At 49.4% G+C, this 22,125-nt stretch carries 25 protein-coding genes and 1 riboswitch; of the genes, 15 read left to right on the top strand and 10 right to left on the bottom strand.

What is annotated here, in order from left to right; all coding sequences use genetic code 11:
* Positions 1-90: 90 nt before the first annotated feature.
* The 6 genes from ABCO64_RS01540 (at position 91) to ABCO64_RS01520 (ending at position 7,035) form a co-directional block, all read left to right on the top strand.
* Positions 91-2,745, top strand: coding sequence for a PEP/pyruvate-binding domain-containing protein (locus ABCO64_RS01540; protein ID WP_253457789.1), 2,655 nt, complete (start codon positions 91-93; stop codon positions 2,743-2,745).
* A 374-nt stretch (positions 2,746-3,119) separates the two neighbouring features.
* Positions 3,120-3,344: a type II toxin-antitoxin system HicB family antitoxin gene (locus ABCO64_RS01535; protein ID WP_253457786.1), complete on the top strand. Its 225-nt coding sequence runs from the start codon at positions 3,120-3,122 to the stop codon at positions 3,342-3,344.
* A 40-nt stretch (positions 3,345-3,384) separates the two neighbouring features.
* Positions 3,385-3,498 carry a type II toxin-antitoxin system HicA family toxin gene (locus tag ABCO64_RS10930; RefSeq protein ID WP_367227096.1) on the top strand — a complete coding sequence of 38 codons (114 nt, stop codon included), beginning with the start codon at positions 3,385-3,387 and terminating at the stop codon, positions 3,496-3,498.
* Between the two features lie 580 nt (positions 3,499-4,078).
* Positions 4,079-4,864: a 4Fe-4S binding protein gene (locus ABCO64_RS01530; protein WP_343089187.1), complete on the top strand. Its 786-nt coding sequence runs from the start codon at positions 4,079-4,081 to the stop codon at positions 4,862-4,864.
* Positions 4,865-5,203: 339 nt separating this feature from the next.
* On the top strand, positions 5,204-6,343 hold the full coding sequence (locus tag ABCO64_RS01525) for a hypothetical protein (protein ID WP_253457779.1): 1,140 nt from the start codon (positions 5,204-5,206) through the stop codon (positions 6,341-6,343).
* A 137-nt stretch (positions 6,344-6,480) separates the two neighbouring features.
* Positions 6,481-7,035, top strand: coding sequence for a hypothetical protein (locus tag ABCO64_RS01520; protein ID WP_343089186.1), 555 nt, complete (start codon positions 6,481-6,483; stop codon positions 7,033-7,035).
* Between the two features lie 149 nt (positions 7,036-7,184).
* On the opposite strand, the gene ABCO64_RS01515 is transcribed toward ABCO64_RS01520, so the two are convergent.
* The 5 genes from ABCO64_RS01515 to ABCO64_RS01495 all read right to left on the bottom strand — a co-directional run bounded on the left by ABCO64_RS01515 (position 7,185) and on the right by ABCO64_RS01495 (position 14,192).
* A complete protein-coding gene (locus ABCO64_RS01515; RefSeq protein WP_253457772.1) occupies positions 7,185-8,687 on the bottom strand; it encodes an AlbA family DNA-binding domain-containing protein in 1,503 nt (500 codons plus the stop codon).
* 171 nt (positions 8,688-8,858) lie between these two features.
* Complete coding sequence (locus ABCO64_RS01510) at positions 8,859-9,035, bottom strand: 5-methylcytosine restriction system specificity protein McrC (protein ID WP_253457769.1); 177 nt, start codon at positions 9,033-9,035, stop codon at positions 8,859-8,861.
* Positions 9,032-10,486, bottom strand: coding sequence for a MutS-related protein (locus tag ABCO64_RS01505; RefSeq protein ID WP_253458168.1), 1,455 nt, complete (start codon positions 10,484-10,486; stop codon positions 9,032-9,034). The genes ABCO64_RS01510 and ABCO64_RS01505 overlap by 4 nt, the downstream gene beginning before the upstream one ends.
* A gap of 131 nt (positions 10,487-10,617) precedes the next feature.
* Positions 10,618-12,150: a MutS-related protein gene (locus ABCO64_RS01500; RefSeq protein WP_253457766.1), complete on the bottom strand. Its 1,533-nt coding sequence runs from the start codon at positions 12,148-12,150 to the stop codon at positions 10,618-10,620.
* Positions 12,151-12,316: 166 nt separating this feature from the next.
* Positions 12,317-12,378, bottom strand: a riboswitch (Fluoride riboswitch).
* A gap of 101 nt (positions 12,379-12,479) precedes the next feature.
* The gene (locus tag ABCO64_RS01495; RefSeq protein WP_253457764.1) at positions 12,480-14,192 is read right to left on the bottom strand and encodes a nuclease-related domain-containing DEAD/DEAH box helicase; all 1,713 of its coding nucleotides are present in this window, start codon (positions 14,190-14,192) and stop codon (positions 12,480-12,482) included.
* Between the two features lie 241 nt (positions 14,193-14,433).
* Here ABCO64_RS01495 and ABCO64_RS01490 point away from each other — a divergent pair, with 241 nt between their 5' ends.
* Positions 14,434-14,670, top strand: coding sequence for a hypothetical protein (locus ABCO64_RS01490; protein ID WP_253457761.1), 237 nt, complete (start codon positions 14,434-14,436; stop codon positions 14,668-14,670).
* Between the two features lie 229 nt (positions 14,671-14,899).
* Here ABCO64_RS01490 and ABCO64_RS01485 read toward each other — a convergent pair whose 3' ends face one another.
* Both ABCO64_RS01485 and ABCO64_RS01480 read right to left on the bottom strand, forming a co-directional pair.
* Positions 14,900-16,141, bottom strand: coding sequence for a serine hydrolase domain-containing protein (locus tag ABCO64_RS01485; RefSeq protein WP_253457758.1), 1,242 nt, complete (start codon positions 16,139-16,141; stop codon positions 14,900-14,902).
* 255 nt (positions 16,142-16,396) lie between these two features.
* Positions 16,397-16,717: a nucleotidyltransferase family protein gene (locus ABCO64_RS01480; protein ID WP_253457755.1), complete on the bottom strand. Its 321-nt coding sequence runs from the start codon at positions 16,715-16,717 to the stop codon at positions 16,397-16,399.
* 317 nt (positions 16,718-17,034) lie between these two features.
* Between ABCO64_RS01480 and ABCO64_RS01475 the strand changes: the two genes are divergently transcribed.
* The 5 genes from ABCO64_RS01475 to ABCO64_RS01455 all read left to right on the top strand — a co-directional run bounded on the left by ABCO64_RS01475 (position 17,035) and on the right by ABCO64_RS01455 (position 18,761).
* Entirely contained in the window at positions 17,035-17,262 is a 228-nt protein-coding gene (locus ABCO64_RS01475) for a hypothetical protein (RefSeq protein ID WP_253457752.1), read from the top strand.
* Positions 17,253-17,717 (top strand): type II toxin-antitoxin system VapC family toxin, encoded by a 465-nt coding sequence (locus ABCO64_RS01470; RefSeq protein WP_253457747.1) that lies wholly within the window; start codon positions 17,253-17,255, stop codon positions 17,715-17,717. The genes ABCO64_RS01475 and ABCO64_RS01470 overlap by 10 nt, the downstream gene beginning before the upstream one ends.
* 397 nt (positions 17,718-18,114) lie before the next feature.
* Positions 18,115-18,339 (top strand): hypothetical protein, encoded by a 225-nt coding sequence (locus ABCO64_RS01465; protein ID WP_253457744.1) that lies wholly within the window; start codon positions 18,115-18,117, stop codon positions 18,337-18,339.
* Positions 18,340-18,615: a hypothetical protein gene (locus tag ABCO64_RS01460; protein ID WP_343089185.1), complete on the top strand. Its 276-nt coding sequence runs from the start codon at positions 18,340-18,342 to the stop codon at positions 18,613-18,615.
* 23 nt (positions 18,616-18,638) lie between these two features.
* The gene (locus ABCO64_RS01455) at positions 18,639-18,761 is read left to right on the top strand and encodes a hypothetical protein (RefSeq protein WP_343089184.1); all 123 of its coding nucleotides are present in this window, start codon (positions 18,639-18,641) and stop codon (positions 18,759-18,761) included.
* A 65-nt stretch (positions 18,762-18,826) separates the two neighbouring features.
* Here the strand turns inward: ABCO64_RS01455 and ABCO64_RS01450 are convergent, their stop codons facing one another.
* Positions 18,827-19,255: an HIT family protein gene (locus tag ABCO64_RS01450; protein WP_343089183.1), complete on the bottom strand. Its 429-nt coding sequence runs from the start codon at positions 19,253-19,255 to the stop codon at positions 18,827-18,829.
* Here ABCO64_RS01450 and ABCO64_RS01445 point away from each other — a divergent pair.
* Entirely contained in the window at positions 19,246-19,470 is a 225-nt protein-coding gene (locus ABCO64_RS01445; RefSeq protein ID WP_246496093.1) for a hypothetical protein, read from the top strand. The two genes, ABCO64_RS01450 and ABCO64_RS01445, sit on opposite strands and share 10 nt — an antisense overlap.
* On the top strand, positions 19,467-19,715 hold the full coding sequence (locus ABCO64_RS10925) for a type II toxin-antitoxin system HicA family toxin (protein WP_425463696.1): 249 nt from the start codon (positions 19,467-19,469) through the stop codon (positions 19,713-19,715). Before ABCO64_RS01445 ends, ABCO64_RS10925 begins: the two co-directional genes overlap by 4 nt.
* A 48-nt stretch (positions 19,716-19,763) precedes the next feature.
* On the opposite strand, the gene ABCO64_RS01440 is transcribed toward ABCO64_RS10925, so the two are convergent.
* Together ABCO64_RS01440 and ABCO64_RS01435 are read right to left on the bottom strand one after the other, a co-directional pair.
* Positions 19,764-19,883 (bottom strand): HIT family protein, encoded by a 120-nt coding sequence (locus ABCO64_RS01440; protein WP_343089189.1) that lies wholly within the window; start codon positions 19,881-19,883, stop codon positions 19,764-19,766.
* 55 nt (positions 19,884-19,938) lie between these two features.
* Positions 19,939-20,766, bottom strand: a complete 828-nt coding sequence (locus ABCO64_RS01435; protein WP_343089182.1) for a hypothetical protein — start codon at positions 20,764-20,766, stop codon at positions 19,939-19,941.
* A gap of 160 nt (positions 20,767-20,926) precedes the next feature.
* Here ABCO64_RS01435 and ABCO64_RS01430 point away from each other — a divergent pair, with 160 nt between their 5' ends.
* Positions 20,927-22,090 (top strand): DNA/RNA helicase domain-containing protein, encoded by a 1,164-nt coding sequence (locus tag ABCO64_RS01430; protein WP_343089181.1) that lies wholly within the window; start codon positions 20,927-20,929, stop codon positions 22,088-22,090.
* The last annotated feature ends 35 nt before the right edge of the window (positions 22,091-22,125 follow it).

Genomic DNA, 22,125 nt, shown 5'->3' with positions numbered 1-22,125 from the left:
TGCAGGATGAGCCTGTTGCCTGAACCTGGAAAACAAAATGATCTGAAGACGAGCATCATTTTATACTGGATGAGAATTATATCGCCGTATATGCAATCCTCAGACGCTGGTTCAGAGAGCTTTATTCTGGATCTGGCTTCGGTTTGGGCTTGTGATAAGGCTCAGACAGGAGGGAAAGGTGCACATCTTGCCAGGCTTATCCATGCCGGATTTCCCGTCCCGGAAGGTTTCTGCCTGACAACAGCCCTCTACCGCGAGCTCACAGATGATCCAACGATAACCCGGCTGATTGATGAGCTTGAGCGTATTTCTGCGGCAGAGAGCGACGCACTGCATGATCTGGCAGGGAGAATACGAGACGAGATCCAGGGAAAAGAGCTGACTTTCGATCTTCTGAAGGCTATTGAGCGACGTATTGATGCAGATACCTCCTATAGTGTCCGTTCAAGTGCAACGGCAGAAGACCTTCCAACCGCCTCCTTTGCCGGCCAGCATGATACACTTCTTGACATAACCGGCATCGAAGCCATCACCCGTGCAATTCTTCAGTGTATGGCCAGCCTCTATACTGACAGGGCTGTCTCATATCGTGCAGCCAATAATATTCTGCACCGGGATGTCTCGATGGCTGTTGTGGTTCAGCAGATGATTGAAGCCGATATCTCCGGTGTACTTTTCACCGCCGATCCGGTGAGTGGAAGGCGAACGACTGCATCTATTGATGCCGCCTTCGGACCGGGTGAGGGGGTCGTCTCCGGAACAGTCACAGCAGAAAACATCCGTCTGGATCGGAGAACTGGTGAGGTTCTGGACATTGAGGTGCATACAGGCAATGAAATAGCGGAAGACGGAGGAGGACGGGATGTCCACATCCTGACAGAAAAACAGGTACAAAAGCTGCACGCAGGTGGTGAGGGAATTGAACGGCTCTTTGGCTCTCCACAGGATATTGAGTGGTCATTTGAAGGTGAATATCTCTGGATACTGCAATCGCGTCCTATTACAACACTTTTTCCAATTCCAGAACCGCGACCTGATGGCGATGGCCTCCATGTCTACTATAGCTGGAATCACCGGCAGGGGATGACCGAGGCGATGCCCCCGCTCGTCGTCGACTACTGGCTCCAGACGATGGATGCATTGTTTCACCGGATCGGGTTTGCCCCTGCAACCGGCTCCCTCGGGGCAACTGCCGGGGGCCTCGTATACTTCGATGTTACTCCGTTTCTTAACTCAAAGAGGCTCTTCCCATCTCTCAGGGAAGGGCTCAGTGAGTTTGACCAGCAGTCTGTGTACCTGCTTGATGACATCGTTTTCCGGCGGCGTGATGAGATGGCAGAGGTTTCCCTGCTCCGGGGGCTGTCGCCTGGCAGGTCTCTCGTTGCCGGGCTGCGCCTTGGGTATACCGTCTGCCTGACCCTTTTCTCCATTCTCCACGGGCTGGTCACTAAAAGCTATATAGAGGTGCCAGCAAGAAGCCGGAGATGGGCGGATCAGTCGGTGGGGCAGATGATTCTGGCCATCCGCTCGGCAGAAACAGGCGAAGACCGCATAAGGATGGCTCTTGAGAAGAATAAGGAATTTGTCTGGACTGCCATGAAACAGGCATTGCTCCTCTGGAACATCTACGTCTACCGGGCTCTCCTCAGGAGGGTTTCCAATCCATCGGATGATGAGTTTGAGGCACTTGAGCGGGGGCTGTCAGAGAACGTCACAACGACCATGATGCTTGAACTCGGGGATATCACGGATCGTGCCCGTGATTCTTCTCCTGTGCGTGATGCTATCATACATGGAGGTGATCTTGAGGATATTCGCCGTGCGGATGATGGAGATCTCTTTGTATCTGCATTTTCGACCTATCTTCAGCGGTATGGATTCCGGGCGCCATCTGAGATTGAGTTCAGCCGTCCCCGCTATGATGAGGCTCCATCAATGCTCCTCCAGTCGGTCAGAGCGTCATTGCGAAGGGACGTTCGAGGCGCCCATCGAAGACAGATCAGGGAGCTGGAAGCACGGGCAGAGGATGTGATCGCTGATCTTGAGAAGGCAGCACGGCGAGGGCTTTTCGGATTCTTAAAACCCCGCCTGGTCAGGGCTTTTGCCTTGCGATACAGGAAATATCTCTCGATCCGGGAAATCACCAAATACGCTCTCTCACAGCTTATCGCCGAGACGAGACATCAGGTGCTGGCTGCAGGAGAGCTCCTGAAGAGAGAAGGCGGGCTCAGAGAGGCAGAGGATGTATGGATGTACACGATGGACGAACTTCAGTCTGCGCTGAGGGATCCCAAAAAACCTCTTGATATCGATCTCAACCAGCGAAGAGCAGACTTTCACCGTCACCAGACGCTTCGTGCTCCGGCGGTTATCACAAGTGATGGTGAAGTACCCCGTGGAGCCATGCCTGAGGGTGCCGGTGATGGTGGGCTCACCGGAATTGCAACCTCGGGAGGTGTGGCAGAAGGGGTTGTCCGTGTCATCCTCTACCCCGGCGATGCCGCACTCCGCCAGGGTGAGATCCTTGTTGCACCTCATACGGATCCCGGGTGGACACCACTCTTCCTCAATGCTGCCGGACTGATCACCAATGTCGGTGGTGTTATGACGCACGGCTCACTCGTTGCCAGGGAATATGGCATTCCGTCAGTTGTTCTGGCAGGAGCCACCGACACACTCAGGACCGGTCAGCGGATCCGCCTTGATGGAAACCACGGTATCATCGAACTGCTGGAAGATGATTGAGCCCGAACTCCTCCACTCATAGGGCATAATCTCTTCACATAATATTCTTTTCATTGAACGGAGACTGCACAGCCAAAAGATCTATAGAGTACCATTCCCAAACAGTAGTACATAAAAGGCCGGGCAAAAGAGTGGCTTGTAAAACAAGCGCAAGATGATAAAGAAGTGCCTTGATATCAGGTATATCCACGGGAAACCCTACGCCTATTACTCGACCAGTACTACAACAGGAAAAACCCTGCCGATCAGAATTTTGGAGAAGAGTCGTTTTTGAATGGTGATAATTGTGATTGTATGGCCTCTACATCCTGAAGGGTAAGACACATTTATTATTCCCAGGGTCTTATACATCATGATAATATGGATGCTTGTTCATGCTGATCAAGTTTGAGAACTACAATGATGGAGAATTCTGGTGCTCCCGCGGCATTGGGGTTGATATCTTTACGCAGGCGAGAACACTTGACGAACTGATGGAGAATATTCGTGAAGCAGTCGGGCTCCATTACGAAGAGTCAATCGATGCCGGAGAAGAGATCACCATTGTTTCCCTGACCGAGTTACAGGTTGGTTCCGTTGCCAAAATCTCCAGTTGTTAGTGGCCACGATCTCCTGAAGGTACTCGAAACACTCGGATACATGGTTCTGCGCCAGCGGGGCAGCCATGTGCAGATGGCAAAACGTACCGGTGCCGGGGAGCACACAATAACAGTCCCTCTTCACAATGAAATTGCTAACGGTACACTGAAATGATATTCTCGGAAAGGTATCCCATTGGAATTCCATTCCAAAAGAAGAACTCCTTCAGATGCTCCGTTAGGGGTTTCCGTCTCCCTATGCCGGGTTTTCGTGGCCCCGCCCCCCGGTGCCCGCGCCGCACCTGCTTCAATGACCCTCAATGATCTGGTTATTGCATCGGGCTCTCTACCCGGGATCTTTTCCCTTCTCCCTAAGAATTCTGGAAAAACACGAGCGATCAGAATTTTGGAGAAGAGTCGATTTATTCCCTAAGTGAGAGAATAGTTTGGGATTGAGGGTCTGATGCAGATATATGAGATCCAATCTTGTCGGGTCCTATCGAGATGGGAAAGGTTCTCACTCATCAGGAAGCCTGGTGAGCATCTCTTCCCGGATGAGGCTTCTGAAGCCCTAGGGTTGAATGAGGATTGATTGTGGCTTGAATTCGGACGGGCAGCCTGTGCAGGCTCTCATTTGGCTTCCTCCCCGAAGCTGACAAAGTATCCTCTGCCATCGTCAGAAACAGAAACGCCAACCCCAAAGAAAATGGCACTTTTTGCAATGGCTTATCATCTTTCGTCATGAAATCTATTTGATGTTTGGTGCCAATTTCAACCCGTTACTACTCGTGGGTATTGTCTATGCTGTCACCCTTTCAATTGTGTGCGCATATCTCTGGGTACGTGGCAGGTTTTCTGATCGAATGAGGTTTCTGATCCTCACGATCACGATAATAATAGGATTTGCGACGTTTTCGCCAATGATCCCCCATCAGGTCCAGGGACTCGTTGAGCATCTGGCAGATGGAAAGCGTATCGGCACCATCCTTTTCTCAGGGATAGTTGGACTAGGTATGCTTACGCTCCTGACAGCCCTCTTTGGCCGTCACTTCTGCGGATATCTCTGCCCGGTTGGAGCTGTCCAGGAGGTTGCCCATACCACGCCAACACCGAAGGTGCTGCTTCAACAGAAAGGCATACTGAGTGTGATCAGGATCATTTTTCTCGTAGCAATAATACTGGGTGCATTCCTCTTTGGGATTGAAATCCTTGATTATTTCGGTTTCTCCAGCTTCTTTAAGCTCACCATCACTGGAGGGACTCTCGCCTTTGTAGCGATCCTCATTGTATCAATCATCATGTATCGTCCGTTCTGCCGTACTGTCTGCCCGGCTGGAGCAATCTTCCAGCTGGGAGCATTGCCTTCAATATATAAAATCAGGCGGACGGATGCATGCATCAAATGCGGAAAATGTGAGAAGGTGTGTCCGACCGGTGAGTCAGGGGAAGATGATAGAAAAAGCGAATGTTATCTCTGCCGGCGGTGCATAGGGATCTGCCCAAAGGAAGGGGCACTTGTTTACGGACGAAAGAATGAGTAAAATCCGATGAACCCGTGTCTCCATTAATACGGCCTCTTTAGCGGGATCATCCCCTCTCACCCCTATATTTGGCACATTTCATCCTCAATATATCGTCGGATCAGAAGGAGGTACATGCACATGCAGGTGGAATCGTGCTCTCCCTGGCTGCTGCTTTTGTCGTTTACGCCTATATTGTGAGCCATCGGGAGCATACCGCTCATCCACCCGGTTGACGGGCACTTTTTTTATGAGATGTGGGGGCTGAGCTGGTTGCCGTTGCCAACAGCTCAGATGGCGATTGCAAAGGTTCTTGGTGGTATCCATACAAGAGGGGTTCGTATTGAGGGGTGCAAATGTATGTCAAAACATGAGACCGTATTAACCAGGCGTTACTGGGAGCAGGAGACTGATGGACTGCTCATAGAGGAGTTTCCAGTAGTTCGGAATAAAGCGGGATGTAATCCACGCCGCTTAGATGGGCTGGTAATCCAGGGTCTCACAAAAAAGGTTGGTGACACAAAGCAGCATGTAGATACAAACGCGAAGGCAGAAAACCTTGTCAGGGATCGGGATGTCATTATAATCCAGACGAAAGCCACCCCTTTTAATATTACTCTTCTCGGCCAGGCATTCTTCTCAAAATACCTGGTGGAATTTTATTTTCATCCGAGAAGCATCAGGTCGGTTGCTGTCTGCACAGGAGGAGATCCGGAGATGATGAGTATTGCAGAGAGCCTTGGGATCGAAGTTGTCTGCTATCCTCCAGAAAATCAGGCAGAAAAAGGGGCTTTCAAATCGACGAAGCATTGCTTCTGGGAAGAAAAGCTTGGCGGTACCATGATCGAGGGATCACCTATTCTCAGGATGCTGGAGAAGACGAGCAGAGTGGTGATTCCGGGTGGATCCACCGGTATTATCGATCCATTCAATGCCAGTATTGAGGGTAAAGATATCGTGATCATCCAGGAAGATAAATATCATACCGCTAACCTGGATCTCCTCGGCCAGGCCATCTTCTCTAAGAAGGTACTGGAACGCTATAATCCTGGAAGCATACGCTCAATTGCACTCACCAAAAACGGAGATGCCTGCATGGAACGTGCAGCGAAGCTCTATGATATTGAGATACTCGTCTACGATCCTTCAGATACAGAACAGCAGACACTCTTTCCGGAAATTCCCAAAGCTCAGGAGGAGATTACGCCAGCTTCTGATGAAATACTGGGTTTCTCCATCATCAGATCCTTACTCGGGAAAAAAGTCGGGGAAAGCAGATTGTCATATCACAAAACAGCCTCACAATTTGGCATTTATCTGGACAATGATCCGAAAAAGTGGATATGCCGGTTTCATTTTGGCCCGAAACGAAAAAGCATTGATCTTGCTCTCCCATCAGTTCCGTACCAGTTGAGGAATAATATCAAAATCAAAACCGTGGACAGTCTCCGGGATTATAAGGCTAAACTGATTACAATACTTAATTCACGCCTGAAATGAGGAGAAGAACAGAAGAACTGAAGAACAAAAAACAGAATAAAAGAATAAAAGAATAATAGAAGATGCATAAGCTGCTTTGATGCGACCCCGATGTGATCCTGATGCCACCCGATCGATCAATTATCCAGAGGGTGTTCATGAAGCTCTTTGAACGCCATGACCTGAAGATACCTGAAGAAAACCTGCGAGACGGAACCCCGGGTTCCCTGCCCTATGGGAGCGGGCGGGTTATGTTCGCCTTTGGTACTGATGATGCTGAAAGGGGTGCTGAAGGAAATGCTGATGAGCATGCTGATGAGCATGCTGAGGGGTATGCCAAACAGGATGCCAAACAGGATGCCAAACAGGATGCCAAACAGGATGCCAAACAGGATGTAAAGGGTGGTGCCAAGTTCATGGAATACTATGCACACCACCGGATCGGGGGAGATGCCCGGGGCAGGATCTATGAGGATGGCAGGCACGTGAGCCTTCCTGAACTCTCCACGATGATTGTATACAACCCTGATGTTCCCGGTGATTATGAGAGGAGAGAGAAAGAGAACCGGGATGAATATAGGCGGATCATGGGTGAGCTGATCGATGTCGGCATCTTCTCAGGGGGCCCGGTGCCGGGGTCGCTTGTGATCAACTCACACCTGGTGTTGAAAAATGATGAGGAAACAGAGCGTGAGGGGGAGGAAGAGGGATAGGAACTGGAACTTTGATGGGAACTTTGATAGGAACTATGATGAGAAAAAGACGACATATGTCAGAGGCTCAATAGAAATCCGGTTCAATAGGAATCCGGCTCAATAGGAATCCAAAACCATATCTCGTAGCGTCTTCTCTTTTGTCAGTGTCATTTCCCGCTTGGCATTTGGGATAGAAATGCTCTTCCTTTCGCTGTTAAACGGTATTTCTGATTTTTACTATTGGGCTTATCAGGTATGGTCATCTCAATATATCCATGGTTCAGCAGGTATCTGACTTGTTTTTTAAGCTCTCCTGAAACACTCTTATGCCCTACTCTCTCTGCTAGTTCAGACATCCCCATATCGCGTATACTGAGATTAATTATTACTTTTTGGGAAAGTGGCGACTCTCTCTTTGTTTCCTGCATCAACCCGGGTTGCAACTCGGGCCGTAACTCGGGCTGTAACTCTGGTCGTGCATCTCTTTCACGCACAAATCTGTATACGTTTTCTATAGGAAGCGCTTCTTTCAGGAACACGGTGACCCTCACCCGCATCCCTATCTCTATGATCTCAGGCTCAGGCAGCCCAAGATCCTTTGCCTCCCGTAAAATCCGGCGAAATCCGCTGCCCCACTGCTCGATGAGATCCAGCTCCTTGAAGACCCTGGCGATAACCCGGTTTCGTATCTTTGAAACTCCATGTTTTACGTCTTCAATTATCATTCCAGGGAGGAGAATGCCTGGATTCTCTATCTCAATCCTGTCATCAAAGAATGACACCCTGATCGGTGCGCCCTTCTGGGAGTAATCGGCATGGACGATAGCGTTGATAATTGCCTCACGGAGAATGGTGAGAGGGATGCTCCATACATCGCGGCGCCGGATCCCGGAGAAGTCAGCACCCCTGAATGCATGTTTTTTGAGAAAGAGCATCACACTCCCGACCGCATCCGGGAGATGTTCATGTATCTCGATATGGTCGAAGATGTATGCTTTATCAACTCCAATAAATCTCCCGCACTGAATCCAGGCATCGGGGAAATAATACTCCCTCTTCTTTCCAAACAAAAGCATGCCTCCGGTTGTCGGGACAAGCTTCCCCTGTACTGGAACGAGTAGTTTCAGGGTGAGGATTTCCTCATCAGTTAGATCTCTCTGGCCCCTGAACTGTCGCCTGGCGGCATCAGTATCAAGATCATCTCCAGTGAGATCTGGCAACGGCATCTCGTCAAAGGAGATCCCGGAGACACTTCGCCTGAGTTCACTGATCAGTTCCTGATCTGCCTTCCGGTTGGTTGAGCCAAGCCTGACATATACACCATCAAACGGCCCTTCTTTCTTCAGATAATATGGCCGCTGGCTGCCTGGATATACTTCAACAGCAAGAAGTGTTTTATTATTGATCGAGACAAGCTCGATCTCCGGGACAAGCCCCGGGGCTATTGAATCTGCTATGAGGCTACAAAGCCTCTCCTCTTCATCCAGAGGGTCAGAAATGCTGACTATTTCGCGGGAGTCGTCGTCAACACCAATGAGAATGTGGCCACCGGCAGTATTTGCAAAGGCGACTACTGTCTTCAGGATGTTCTTTGGGGAGGAGAGATCCCGCTTGAACGCAAGGGTTTTACCCTCTGGCTTTGCTATACGTTCTGATATTGGGATATACATCAGGTTTCCTCAAGAGATGTATTACAAATGATGATTTTCTCTACAATGTCACCGTAACCCGGCATAATACCATCCCATCTCATATATTGCATTGCTGCCAATACCTGTTCTGTAATCCATGGCTTCGGTGGACTAAAAGTATACTAAACTCACCCTGTCACCATCACCGTTTCAACCTGTTCTGGCTGTGGCAGGGGGTCTCTTTGCTGCCTTTGTGGCATAGGCATACATCTGGTACATATCTGCCTGTGAAACGCCACCATTCCTGTCTTCCTGCTTGAGAAGCTTGTATTTGGTATCGATGATGATTGTTTGTGCTCCACCCCTGATGATACTATCAGGTTTCATCCTGCATCTGTGTCTGCATGTGTCTCCGAAAAAATCCGGGTATATAAATCCGGGCCAAAACTCGTCTGCAAAGGCTTCCCCTCTTCAATACGGAATGTCCGTTCTCCATCCTGCATACGTTCGGCACGGAGAAAAAGGGCATTATCAGGGGACTGATCATAGAGGCTTCGCGAAAATTCATGGAGATGGGTGACAAAAAGAACCCTGATCTGCTTCTCTATCAGGGCAGAGACGATCTGGTGGGAGACCTCAGAGCCTTCCCTCTCATTTGTCGCCGCAAAGGATTCGTTGAACAAGACCATGCTGTCAGGTTTCAGGGAATCCACGATCTGACTCATCCGCCTGAGCTCTTCATCAAATTTTCCACTCTGCATCGAATGGTCTTCTTCCCGCCTGAAATGGGTGAATATCCCTGTACAGACCTCTGCATGGAATGATTCTGCCGGCACAAACATTCCTGCCTGCATCATCATCTGTGCCAGGCCAATGCTCCGGAGAAAGGTAGTTTTTCCTCCCCGGTTCGCACCGGTGATGATGGTGAGATCTTTTCCTGTGGCAAACAAATCATTGCTGACTATTGGTTGATCGATTCTGAGGGCCAGGCATATGTCATATACCCCCCGAACGGAGCACTTCCGTGATCCCGGCTCTTCCGGGACCGGGAAACAGATAGTCGTCCCTCTGTGCGAAAGGTGGCTGTGCAGCTGTATGCAACCGAGATAGAATGCCAGCTCGGTCTTGAGACTTGTACACATCTGTACCAGGTGATCGGACACCCGGACAAGAAGAGCAGCAATATCTCTCACGCTCTCTCCTTTCAGCTCGCCCAATGCCCGAAATCCTGCAACATCCCGCTCTGCTATGGTGAAGTGATACTGATCAGGATCTTCCCTGGAAATAAAACGAGAGATCCAGGATTGCTTACCTGGCTTTCTGCTTCTCTGGATTGCATACCCGGTTCCCTGATTCCCCTTCCCAAGGACGGCACGAATCAGGTGTCCCTCCGGCAGTTTCAGTTCTTCGATCATCTCCCTCATGCTCAGGAGGTACTCATCAGAGAACTCCCGATCCAGCATGGAAAAGAACGTCCTGAAACCTTCAGATACAAAGGCTTCTCCATGCCGCTTTCCAATACCCCGGAGGGTTGCCAGCATCTCGATGAACAGCTCAATTGCCTTTACCGAATTGATTCGCACGGCGTCGGCGGACTGGCCAGTATATCTGCCGACTATCTTCAGGTACTCTTCAATCGATGCTGAGGCAGTATCATACATCTCCTGGATACTATCCGGATTGTTCATACAATCACGGAGAATATCCTGGCGGTAGCATATCGTGCCTGGATCACATGTTCCGGTCAGGAGGACATTTCTGACGACTTCCCTGATGAATACGTCACCACCTGCCATCGTGGCAACCAGGATATCCAATTCGAGATCGCAGCTGACCATCTGTTTCACCTGGGGCAGCGACTTCCACGCCGTCTGATACTCGCGGTGCCTCCACCGCTCAGGGGAAGGTGATTTGAGGAGCATGCCCCATTGAGGGTGAAAATCAGTATCTCTGTACAGAAGACAGGGCTTCATGATCGCATCCGCTCCTTGATCTTTTCATAGGTTACCTGGTTTTTCCTTGCGATAGCCATGGCATATGAAAGTCCATCGGCAGGCTTTCTTTCGATCCGATAGGTCCGCTGATCCGGGTCATCGACAACAACGGTGCTGACCATACTCACTGTTTTTGGCAGAGTCGTCAGCTCGTCTAAGAAGGTGACATAGATGCAGAGGATATCCTGGTCAATCACCTGGTCGAGTACTTTGTGACCGAGAAACAAGGCATCCTGCACGGTGGTGGAGGAAAAGATCTCGTTGATGATGATGATGCTTCTGGGCGTGCACTGGTTGAGGATAGTATGGATTCTTTCCAGGTCATCTTCCAGCTTGCTCCTGAATGTATTGATATCCTCCTCCTGTTCGAAGTGAGTGAAGAGCTTGTCGGGCAGAAAGAGCCGGGCTGTTCGTCCGGGAACCGGACACCCAAGAGATGCAAGGTGATGCAGTTGCCCATACATCCGGGCAAATGTGGTCTTGCCCCCCTGGTTTGGGCCGGTTATGACAAGAATACGCTCCTCTTGTTGCAGAAAAAAATCATTGGGAACAACTGATCGGTTACCGGAGAGAAGGCTGTTTGCCAGCGCCAGATCAAACCCCTCAGTGCAACAAATCTCTTTGCTGGTTTCAGAGACAAGGGGTGTGCAGAATGGGAGGCCTTTTTGTTTGAGGCAGCTGATGAATTCCAGATAGGCAATATAAAAATGAATGTCCCGGTCAAACCGGCAGATCGTCTCATCAGCAAAACCGGCATGTTTTTCCTGGAATGTATCCAGATGAGAAAACTCATTTTGGAATAATCGTGAGACGAGATCGAGGATCCTTCCTTCGACCTGGCTCATCTCTCTTTGTTCAGGGATTGTGTCCTTGTCAGAGGTGCCTGGCCCGGTAAGGAATTTTGAAAAAATATCTGCAACTTCCTGGTAATACTCCTCATCCGGGACATTCCTGCAGACTGTAACCTCATTTCCCCTGATATGGATTGTATATGCTACTCCTGCGAGTTCATTGCTGAGCCTGGTTATATCCTCAGCCAGGGAAATAAACTGTTCTGAGCTACTATATTGGTTCAGATAGGTCAGCATTGCCAAAAAGCCGCGTGACTCCAGGCTGCATTTTGAGAGAGCATCCGCAAGGGATTGTATTGCTTCGGTGTATATTCTGGCTGCCTCAAGGAACCAGCCTTTGTTTTGATACGTGTTGGGATTTTTTTCTGCCCGGGAGAGCAGCTGCCGCATGGACTGCATCTCTTTGGCAAATGTTCTGATGATCAGATAGAGGTGATCATCTCTGAGGTCTTCGAATACCTCCTGGCGGTACCGGACATCATCAGCACGATGTAATGGGGCATAGAAAAACGGGTTTAGGTGATACTCCTCATAATCCGCAGTCAGGGCTGATACAATCTGGTCCAGGTGAAGATCCTGGAAACAGGCAGGTTCCAGCATAGCATCGTCTCTGATATCGTCATCCGGATGTGCAAACAATATACCTGGACCCATCATGCAGCCTCCGTTTCGATTATTGCATATCGCTGAACGGGCTGACCCGGAAGAGAGGTATGCCTGGTTTTTTTCAGATACAGGGGCTCTGGCTCTTCCGGCAGACCAAAACGGGTGGTTCTACCAGATAGAAAGCACTTGATTATCCATGTACATGCCATACTGTCACATCAGGATAGAAGTCATCAGCAAAAGGCGGTTTATTCGGTGGACTTCATCACCGGCAGTAAGAGAGACGTGAGCGTGCGCTGAGGTACTTAGAGTTCCACAATAATTATAATCTTTGGTATGGCAGATCAGCTGGAGGCTCTCTAGAGTAAATCACCCCCCATTCACTCTCTTCCTGACTCTCCCATCTTCCCCCGGATCGCCCCCATCATCTCCCGGCTCCCCACAATCGCAAGCAGCAACCGGGCCCGGGAGAACGCAACATACAGCATCTCGTCGCTGTTTATCAATCTATCATCCAGCACGACGATGGTGACCGGGCTCTCCAGCCCCTTGAACCGCTTGACTGAATCAACGATGATTGCGTCAGTGGTGTCATTTTGAAAGAGCTCATTGCAGAACTGGTACCGCTGGCCGCCGATCTCGCGACCGGTGCAGTACTTGTCCCTGTCATCACGGGTCGAGATGAGGACCGCGATATCGGATGGCGGGATCTCTTCTCTCTCAACCAGGGTGTAAATGTACTCTTCAAGTCTTGTCCGTGCAATAGCAGGGGTCTCTGCCTCAATCCACTCAACCTCAAGGCCATCCGGCCCGATGGCTTTTGTCTCCTGGCCCTTGTAGAAGAGCCGGGCAACCTCGTGGATACGCTGGGTGTTCCGCAGGTTCAGGGAGAGGGTAAAGGGGATCTCATAGAGCTGTTCCAGGTACCTGCCCTCATTCTGGTAGACATCCTGGTTATTGTCATAGAAGAGTCGGATCTTCTGTTTTCCATCCGGGTCAAGTGCGGATTCTAGTGACTGCAGGAGGCGGGGAGGAAAGTCCTGGCCTTCATCAATGATGAGTGTGTCAAAGCGTCTCTCTGGCAACGTGCTGAGTGCTTCAAGCAGGTGAGTTGGGTACTTCTCGAGAAAGAGCCGGCTGTCAACCGTTGATCTATCAACGTCTATGCACGCCTCGGAGAAGAGGTCATCGCAGACCTTGTGGTAGTTGCCGATCATGAGCAGGTCACGGTCGCCTATTGTCTTTTTCATGTACTCTGAAAGCGGTCGGTTGTAGCAGGTGAGAAGGACCCGCTCCCCGGCGTGTATGCAGCGGACTGCCTCCTCCATTGCGAGGATCGTCTTTCCGGTACCGGCAGACCCGGATATTGCCACCCGCCTGGTACTGGCAAAGCCTGCTAGGATCTGGTACTGGAGAGGGGTCAGTGTCTGGATATGCGCCTCGTCATCTGCCATCACCCGGTGGAGAGGTACATTGAGCTGGAAGGGGTGGGCAAGGATATCCTCAAGAATTGCCATCCCCTCCTCCCCAAGCGGCTTTGCCCGATAGTCGCTTGCCATCTCGCCTTCGAGCAGGTCAAGTATCCAGAACCGGAGATCAGATTCGAACTCGTCCATGCAGCAGAGGATATTCCGTGGCATGTCCGCCCCAAGATCACTTTTGATTTCCGGGATATCGGGCAGGATCACGCCATGGCTGATACCAATACGCCGGTACCCCCACTTAGGGTGAGCCTGGCATTTTTTCAGGATCTGGTGCTTTGACTCAACTGCCTGTCTCGCCGGGTTTTTAATGGGCCAGGTGTTTCCATGCCGGTCGGTGCTGGTCCAGGCATCAGCTGCAGGATCATAGGCAATACCGCCGCCCTTCACCTCGATTGTGAGAAAACCATAGTCCGGGTGAGCGACAACAAAGTCACATTCGCCGTCGATCGGCTCACCGCTCTTTCCTGTTCCAAGCCAGGGGCGTGAGTAGAAGACGGTGAAGGGATCTTCGAGCACCGCTTTGAGCTTATTGTACACTTTCTGTTCTGCTCTCCTGCCGGGATCGGCCAGGATGTCCGGGGTCAGGTGACGGGGCCAGAGTACTGCCATTGCGATCAGGTCCTTTGTGTGATAAGGGGTTTTTATCCGGAGGTCATCATCCGGATATCAACAAGAGTGTCCCTCATCAATCATCAACCAGTACCGTTATGAACTCTTCTCCTGGATCGCCACTTCCAATCTCCCTTGCATTCTGTGTGGAGGTGGCTGCCATGCGTCGCTTGTTGCTGCTCTGAGTTGTTCACAATGTTTTTTGCTTCAGGAAAGAATAGGATGAACTGAGCGAACTGTCATGAAGAACATTATCGACAAAGTCATGCATTGGAACCGGCAGAAGAGAAAAGCATTTTTGCTGAAGATTGAGATGCAAAATGCGGCAGCTTTGACAGATGACGCCATTGCGGATGCAATGGCCGAACTTGCACGCATGATAAAACGCGGTGAAGCCAATCTTGATGCTGAAGGCAAATTGAGATACATCATCGGGAATGTTGTTCTTGAGTGCCGGATGGATATTGAGAAGGACTGACAATTCCCAGGGGTACTCACAGCATTTTTCTGAATATACACAAAGCCGGCTGTTTGATCCAGCTGCCTGCGAGCAGGCACCCTTCTCTCGTGTGAATTGAGAGAGAGGGGTGGGTGGGTCTGAACGAGCTCACCTGCAGACGTCTGTGAGCCTGCAGAAAGAGTATGCTTCACGCTCTGCCTGGCAACAGCCGGGAAAAAAATCCCGGGGGAAGTGATAGCCTGAAAAATCAGTTTTCCGCCGGATTTTCCTCTGTCAAAAACTGGAGGAGGGGTAATAGAATCTCATAATAGATTGCAGCTGCTTTTATTGAAGAATTGGCATGCAGTACGAGATAGGTATCCTCTGCTTCAAGATAGTACCAGAATGTAGATGCACCAGCATATCCCCCGGTATGGCCATAGAGGGTCAGTTCTCCTGGTTCACCGGGTGGTATGATAATATATTCATACCCAGCTCCATAGCTCTGTTTTCCAGACCCAAGAGCCCCCATATTAATGTCCCTCTCTGATTGTGGTGAGGTTGTCCTCATCTGCGCAATCGATGAAGAATTGATCAGCCTGCCTGAGACAAGAGCTGTATGAAAGGCATTGAGATCGGCAGCCGTACTCACCATATCCCCCGAACCCCGATCATAGTGTTTATGGAGAGTGCTGAAATCCATTATACTGCCATCATCATCTACCTCTATAGCATGCATGTACGGATCCGGCAGCCTGTTGGTGCGGTGGACTGTCGTATTCTTCATCCCAACCGGAGTGAAAATATGTTCTTTCACATACTCCTCGTACGAGGTGCCTGATGTCCTGTCAATGATCAGTGTGAGGAGAATGTAATTCGCATTCGAATAGGTATAGCCCATCCCCGGATCATAGAGTGGGCCTGCATGAATAGCATCCCACATGCCCTGCTCATAGGAAACGATGTGTCCGGGGTTCTCATACTCCTCGAGAATCAGGGATCGTTCATCATAATCCGCAATACCGCTTGTATGGTCAAGGAGCTGGCGGATTGTTATCTCATCGCTCTTTGCGATCGCCTCTGCAATCTCAACTGGAAGATAGGAGCTGATCGGATCATCGAGGGCTAGTTTTCCCTCTTCGGCAAGCTGAAGGATCGAAACTGCAACAAAAGGCTTTGTCACACTTGCGATGAAGAAATGCATCCCGGGTTCAGCCGGTATCTCAGGTGAGAGAGAGGCATACCCTGCCGCATGGCTCCATCTCCAGTCTGGCGTGACAATCCCGACAACTGCACCGGGGATGCCGGATTTTGTGACGCCTTCTGAGACGATTTTCTGGAGGCTGGCATCAACTGACGGTGGTGGAGATCTCAGGTGTGAATCATGCTCCAGAGAAACAGGCTCAGGAGTTTGGATACAACCGGATATGATGCTGCATCCCAATACGAGCAGTATCAGGATTGGGAGATAGGGTATCCGGGCACAAAAAGGCATGATCATCCATGTCATTTTCTGATTAAAAACATTCTTATTGGTCATTGTTGGGAAGGGCACTGCGCTAGCCAAAGCCCATCAGTCAGTTGCACCGCCTGCTATGATGGAGGGGTGGATCACGTTTCGATGAGCCGGGTGGATCAACATTACATGGGCGAAAACAAATGACTGACTGACTGACTGACTGAATGAATGAATTATTGAATGTGGATGGCGACATATGTCAGCTGCATCAGAGATCTCTACTCTTCTCTTCTCCTCTCCTTAATCTCACCCTTCACACCAGACAACCTCCTTTTCAACAGTGTGCCTGATATATTTGCTTAATCCCTGATCGGTCACGAGGTCTACATTACGGCCAAAGAGTTCCTCGAGATAATAGACTAACTCCATGAAGTTACGAAAAGTTGCCTCTCCAGGTGCAAATTCAACCAGCAGATCGATATCACTATCCGGGTGGTCATCTCCCCGCACCACCGATCCAAAGAATCCGATTCTGGCAACACCAAAACGCTTTCTGAGATGGGGAACGACTGCTTCAAGCTGGCTGATGATGGGATCGTTTGTCCGCCGGGGAACCTGAATGCTCATTGTAGTATGGGAACCTCCTGATGTTATCTGTGCGAGAGATGATGATGAAGTTTTGCCCCTTTTCTCCGTATCCCTTCATATGCCTCCGTTCAATCCCTTTCAACTCCATATCCCCGGCATACCGCGGGATCACATGCACGTGGAGATGCATCACGCTCTGATCCGGCTGCCGACTGGTATGGCTTGCGATTTAGAAAAGAGGTGTCGGATCACTTTTTGATGAGCCAGGTGGATCAAATGCATATGAGCGAAAACAATTAGCAGGGAGGTATCTTATAATATGTAAAGAGAGATATTGACAGCGGGGATGTGCTCATATGATACAGGCCATACGAAAACAAGTGAAAATCCGATCTGATGGACTCATTCAGATTTATGTTCCTGAATTTAAACCCGGAACTATTGCCGAAGTGATAGTGCTTGAGCCATCAGAAAAGAAAAAGAAACGATCACTCACAAGCATTATTGGCAAAGGACGGGGATGTTTTGCAAGTGCAGAGGAGGTTGACGCCTTTATAAGAAAAGAGCGTGAATCATGGGAATAATCGATGAGATAGAAGGGGATCTGATATATCTTGATACCAATATCGTTATTTATGCACTTGAAGGATATCCAGAGTATGTTCCTTTGCTAACTGATCTCTTCTCAGCCATTGATGAAGGAGATCTTACAGCAGCAACCAGTGAACTAACACTCGCAGAAGCTCTCATTAAACCAATGATGGACGGAAATTCATCTCTAGAGAAACTCTATATGGATACATTATCATCTTCATCTACACTTTCTATCATCCCTATTGATCGTTCTATACTTATTGAGGCAGCACGACTCCGTGCCAGAGTCGAGACCCTGCATCTCCCTGATGCCATACACCTGGCAACAGCCAGAATACATCAATGCAATCCATTTATCACAAATGATCGAAGATTACGAAATTTGCCGGATGTAAATGTTGTTCTTCTCTCAGAATCTGGCTCTGGTCATGGTGTGAATCAGTGAACAATACCAAATGACTATTGATGTCGAATTCAATCGCATCCCCCTCCTTTCTTCTTTTCCCCTCTTTCTTTATACCCCCTCAGCCCCGGTTGCCCCGAAGAACGAGGCCACGTTTTTTTTTCAAGATGCTGGATGAGTGGATAGAGCCCTGTGAGGTGAATCCCTTGGCCAGTTTGAGGTGATCAGGAAGACCGCATATCCCAAAAAGAACCCGTTATGGTAGAAAAAACTCCCCAAATCTCAGAATAACCTGCTGGTGATTTGTAAATGCTCTCCCGGTGGTGAAGATACCCTCGCGACCGGTATGACAGCATTCTTATTGTCTGCGGTTGACTTGGTACATAGAGTCCATATGTATCACATGTATCATATGGTGCATATATGAAAAGTGATTGACATGGTTGGCCAGAGTACCTATAAGCGGATACCTGTCTCCCCATCCACATGGGAGAAACTCTCGCTCATCAAAAAGCCGGGCGAAACATTCGACCAGCTCATTTCCGATCTGGTTGCAGAACGGGAGAAGCGGGATATTATCAGGCATGCAATGCGTGTCAGCGAGGAAGGAGAGTATCTATCTCTGGATGAAGCCCGGGAAGCCTGGGGTCTGAATGAGGATTGAATGAGGATTGAAATCGAAAGGGCTGCCTGTGCGTTTGTTCTCGGGCTTCCTCTGAAAAGCAGGCGTATCATCCTCCGCCATCTTCGCACACTTGAAGCTCTGGATACTCTCACTGGTGCCTCCGGCATTGAGCGGCTGGGTGGCGACATATATAGAATGCATGTCAGCCGCACCTACACTCTCATCTTTCGCAATTGTCCGGATCAGAGCCGCATCCGGGTGGTTGAGATTCTCCCTATAGATCTCGCACATAAACGGTATTTCCGGTATAGGTGAGTGTGTACAAGTTTGAAGAGGCTATGGAAAATATTCGTGAAGCAATCGGGCTTCATCTGGAGGTATTACGCGAGGGTGGATCTGAGCTTCCCCGAGAGGATGATCTGATTATTGGAAGAGTACGTATTGATGATATGACCGGGTAACCAGAGGCAGGGAATGATTGATCCTCTCTTCGCCTGTTTTCGCCGATCCAAATTGATCCCCCTTTTCAATACCCCATCTTCCCCGGAATAACCCCCCGGACCCCGCCCTTTGGCTCCTCCATATCCCCGGCATACCGCGGGATCACATGCACGTGCAGATGCATCACGCTCTGGCCGGCCGCCGCCCCGATGTTCACGCCGATATTATAGCCGTCGGGAGCATATCGGTCATCGAGCAGCCGACGGGCATCATGGACGAGGGAGAGGAGGGCGGCCTGCTCGTCTTCGGTTGCCTCGAAGAAGGAGGCCACGTGCCGGAAGGGGATGAGGAGGAGGTGGCCGGGGCTGACCGGGTAGAGGTCGAACCGGGCGTAGGCGAGGTCGTTTGCGAGGACGATGTCGGAGGGGGCGGGGTCGCAGAAGGGGCAGGTGTGGAGATGGAGAGGTGATACTTTCTTAACGATGGAATACAGACTATAACTTGTTGAAGGCAATGTACAGAGAAAAGGAAATCATATTCATTGTCGAGGAATCCCCGGAGGGAGGGTATGAGGCTCACTCACTTGGCCACTCTATCTTTACTCAGGCCGACAATTACGAAGAATTGAAGGCAATGGTTCATGATGCCGTATCCTGCCATTTTGAGGAGGATGAACGACCCCGTATTATCAGGCTCCACCAGGTTAAGGATGAATTAATTGTCGTATGAAAATCCCTCGAAATATCAGTGGCACTGAATTGATACAGCTGCTTTCTGCGAAAGGGTACAGGCTTGTTCACCAGACAGGGAGTCATGCAAAACTCAAAATGATAGCGAATGGAAAACCTCACACAATTACCGTTCCACTTCATGATCCGATACATATTGGAACGTTTCGAAAAATACTCAAAGACGTCGCTGATCATTTGCAGATTCCAATCAGCAAACTTGTAGAGGAACTTTTTTATCCTTGAAGATGTGCATGGCTGGATCTCCATGCTCCCTCATATCTCCTCCTCCTCTCAATACCCCATCTTCTCCGGAATAACCCCTCTCACCCCGCCCTTCGGCTCCTCCATATCCCCGACATACCGGGGGATCACATGCAGATGCAGGTGCATCACGCTCTGGCCGGGGCTGATCGATCAGGGGGCGTGTGGGCCACCGTTTTCCTCTGTATATCTGATCTATGAATCGTTACTCTCTCACCTGTCCCTCGACCTTATCGGCGAATACATTCTTATAGGGGATTATCTCAATCCCATACAGCTTTGCAGCACGTTCCATGCAGGTATCACTCTTTTTGCAGAGTGCTATTGAACGAATGCTCTTTGGGTTGTAGGGTTCGAGCAATTTCTTCGAGAATATTGCCTGACCCAAAAGATACATCCCAACAATCTCTTTTGAGTTTCCCTGAATGATCACAATATCCTTTCCTGTGATATCCGCCTTGAGGGGATCTAAAATTTGGGATGGTCCTCCAGGAATCACCACTCTGCTTCCGCTATCTGTCACCTTGCTGATTGCTGCTGATCCCTCAATCATTGTCCCACCAAGTTCTTTTTCCCAGTAGAGGTGGTGAAATGATTTTGCAGGTATTGATTCTCTAATCCCTTCCTTGGGATATATGACAACTTCAACCCCAAGGCTCTCTGCAATCTTCTGTAGCTCTGGATCCCCTCCCGTACAGACGGCAACCGATCTGATGCTTCTTGGCTTAAAATGAAACTCAATAAGGTGAATAGATATTAATGCCTGGCCTAAAAGGGGCATACTAAGAGGAGTGGCCTTCGTCTGGATTATAATGACATCCCTGTCTCTGACAAGATCTTCCGCCTTATCGTTTGTGTTGAGGTCTATTTTCGTGTCAGCAATCTTCTTTGTGCGACCCGAAATAACGAGCCCATCTAAAAAACGGGGGCTGCACCCTTTCCGTCTCCGAATTGCAGGAAACTCCTCTATGAGCAGTCCATCAGTTTCTTCCTCCCAATATCGCCGGGTTAATGCTGTTTCATGCTTTGACATATCACTATACTCCTTAATAAGAATCCTTCTTTATGGGCACCACCAAGAACCTTTGCCAGTGGGCTACCACAGATTGAATATTTCTTCTCCCCCCTGTTTTTGTGCCACCCTCCTCCGATTGAAGAGAGGGAGGCAGGTGGGCACTTTTCAACCGCCATAATTGTGCACTTTGATCCCGCCATTTACACCGGGTTCTGGCAAGACACTTGTTGGCCTCCGATTTGCGTACGAAACCTCGATCGATGGAGATACAAGTAAAAATCATGCAGTCTTTCTCTCTGGAAATGGGCCGCTTGTAAAGGTGCTTCAACATGCGTTGAATGACAAAATATTTGTTCAGGATGTACATGGCTTCCTTCGTCAATATGGAGGGTCGATGACGAAAACTCCCTCCGAACATATGTGGATCTATGATGAGGCTCAGCGAGCATGGGATAAAGATCATGTACAAGAGAAGAGGGGAGCTCCCATCTCCGAACCCGAAGACTTCCTCTCCATAGGGGAACGTATGGATTCTTGGACATTCATGATTGCTCTTATCGGAGAAGGTCAGGAGATCCATCTTGGAGAGGAGGCTGGGATCATCCAATGGAATGAAGCAATAGCAAAAATGAAAGAGTCATGGACCATCCATTGTCCTGAGAAGATCAAACCGGTCTTTTCAAGTGCTGGATCAATCAAGACCAATACATTCCTCGACCTATCTGCATCTCTTCGGTCTCATATTGCTGAGGATGTCACGACATGGATTCATTCTCTATTACGTGGTGATCTGGATACGAGTCACCATCTGGCCGATAAAATGTATCTCCAAGGCTTTGACGGATACGTAACCCGAGATATCAATGATGCCGTTAGCTATGTTAGAGCTCGGTACAGAAGTGAATTGGATAAGCGTTTTGGCTTCTTAGCCTCTTCAAAAGCGAAAAATCTCCCGAAGCATGGAATCCATAATGAATATAATTATACACAGAATCTGCGAGTAGGTCCATGGTATAATGATCCCTCAACATCCAAATACTCGTGTTGTGCCCTTCGTGATGTCGCGACGGAGTTTGCCTGTCAAGGTCTCGAGCTTGACTTTCCAATAGTCTGCTGGGGTGATGATCTTCGGTGGAACGGAGGGTCATGGCGCTCTCCCCAAACAACGAGTAGAGCCAAAGCAAAAGATCCGCATAAACTCAGATTAAATAGCTATCGAGTTCTGCTTTCAAGGGGGAGGGATGGTTTCATCGTATTCGTGCCAGATGAAGCGAATATGACAAGCACCTATAATGCTCTCATTCAGGCTGGACTAAGGGTCTTACCGGTACAAAGTACATAACCCTCCAAATTTACAGGGTGATACAGACATAACTC

The organism is Methanocalculus natronophilus, assembly GCF_038751955.1.
GTDB classification, from domain to species: domain Archaea; phylum Halobacteriota; class Methanomicrobia; order Methanomicrobiales; family Methanocorpusculaceae; genus Methanocalculus; species Methanocalculus natronophilus.
Note: the sequence above shows the minus strand (reverse complement) of the source record. Positions and strands in the feature narration are given on the sequence as shown.

Excerpts from the sequence above, each read along its gene's own strand:
- ABCO64_RS01490 (WP_253457761.1), top strand. The coding sequence starts at position 14,434 with ATGAAGAACATTATCGACAAAGTCATGCATTGGAACCGGCAGAAGAGA.
- ABCO64_RS01480 (WP_253457755.1), bottom strand. The coding sequence starts at position 16,717 with ATGAGCATTCAGGTTCCCCGGCGGACAAACGATCCCATCATCAGCCAG.
- ABCO64_RS01470 (WP_253457747.1), top strand. The coding sequence starts at position 17,253 with ATGGGAATAATCGATGAGATAGAAGGGGATCTGATATATCTTGATACC.
- ABCO64_RS01525 (WP_253457779.1), top strand. The coding sequence starts at position 5,204 with ATGTCAAAACATGAGACCGTATTAACCAGGCGTTACTGGGAGCAGGAG.
- ABCO64_RS01500 (WP_253457766.1), bottom strand. The coding sequence starts at position 12,150 with ATGATGGGTCCAGGTATATTGTTTGCACATCCGGATGACGATATCAGA.
- ABCO64_RS01465 (WP_253457744.1), top strand. The coding sequence starts at position 18,115 with ATGGTTGGCCAGAGTACCTATAAGCGGATACCTGTCTCCCCATCCACA.
- ABCO64_RS01460 (WP_343089185.1), top strand. The coding sequence starts at position 18,340 with ATGAGGATTGAAATCGAAAGGGCTGCCTGTGCGTTTGTTCTCGGGCTT.
- ABCO64_RS01505 (WP_253458168.1), bottom strand. The coding sequence starts at position 10,486 with ATGGTCAGCTGCGATCTCGAATTGGATATCCTGGTTGCCACGATGGCA.
- ABCO64_RS10925 (WP_425463696.1), top strand. The coding sequence starts at position 19,467 with ATGAAAATCCCTCGAAATATCAGTGGCACTGAATTGATACAGCTGCTT.
- ABCO64_RS10930 (WP_367227096.1), top strand. The coding sequence starts at position 3,385 with ATGGTTCTGCGCCAGCGGGGCAGCCATGTGCAGATGGCAAAACGTACC.
- ABCO64_RS01435 (WP_343089182.1), bottom strand. The coding sequence starts at position 20,766 with ATGTCAAAGCATGAAACAGCATTAACCCGGCGATATTGGGAGGAAGAA.
- ABCO64_RS01510 (WP_253457769.1), bottom strand. The coding sequence starts at position 9,035 with ATGAAACCTGATAGTATCATCAGGGGTGGAGCACAAACAATCATCATC.
- ABCO64_RS01485 (WP_253457758.1), bottom strand. The coding sequence starts at position 16,141 with ATGACATGGATGATCATGCCTTTTTGTGCCCGGATACCCTATCTCCCA.
- ABCO64_RS01520 (WP_343089186.1), top strand. The coding sequence starts at position 6,481 with ATGAAGCTCTTTGAACGCCATGACCTGAAGATACCTGAAGAAAACCTG.
- ABCO64_RS01515 (WP_253457772.1), bottom strand. The coding sequence starts at position 8,687 with ATGTATATCCCAATATCAGAACGTATAGCAAAGCCAGAGGGTAAAACC.
- ABCO64_RS01540 (WP_253457789.1), top strand. The coding sequence starts at position 91 with ATGCAATCCTCAGACGCTGGTTCAGAGAGCTTTATTCTGGATCTGGCT.
- ABCO64_RS01495 (WP_253457764.1), bottom strand. The coding sequence starts at position 14,192 with ATGGCAGTACTCTGGCCCCGTCACCTGACCCCGGACATCCTGGCCGAT.
- ABCO64_RS01475 (WP_253457752.1), top strand. The coding sequence starts at position 17,035 with ATGATACAGGCCATACGAAAACAAGTGAAAATCCGATCTGATGGACTC.
- ABCO64_RS01530 (WP_343089187.1), top strand. The coding sequence starts at position 4,079 with ATGTTTGGTGCCAATTTCAACCCGTTACTACTCGTGGGTATTGTCTAT.
- ABCO64_RS01535 (WP_253457786.1), top strand. The coding sequence starts at position 3,120 with ATGCTGATCAAGTTTGAGAACTACAATGATGGAGAATTCTGGTGCTCC.
- ABCO64_RS01455 (WP_343089184.1), top strand. The coding sequence starts at position 18,639 with ATGGAAAATATTCGTGAAGCAATCGGGCTTCATCTGGAGGTATTACGC.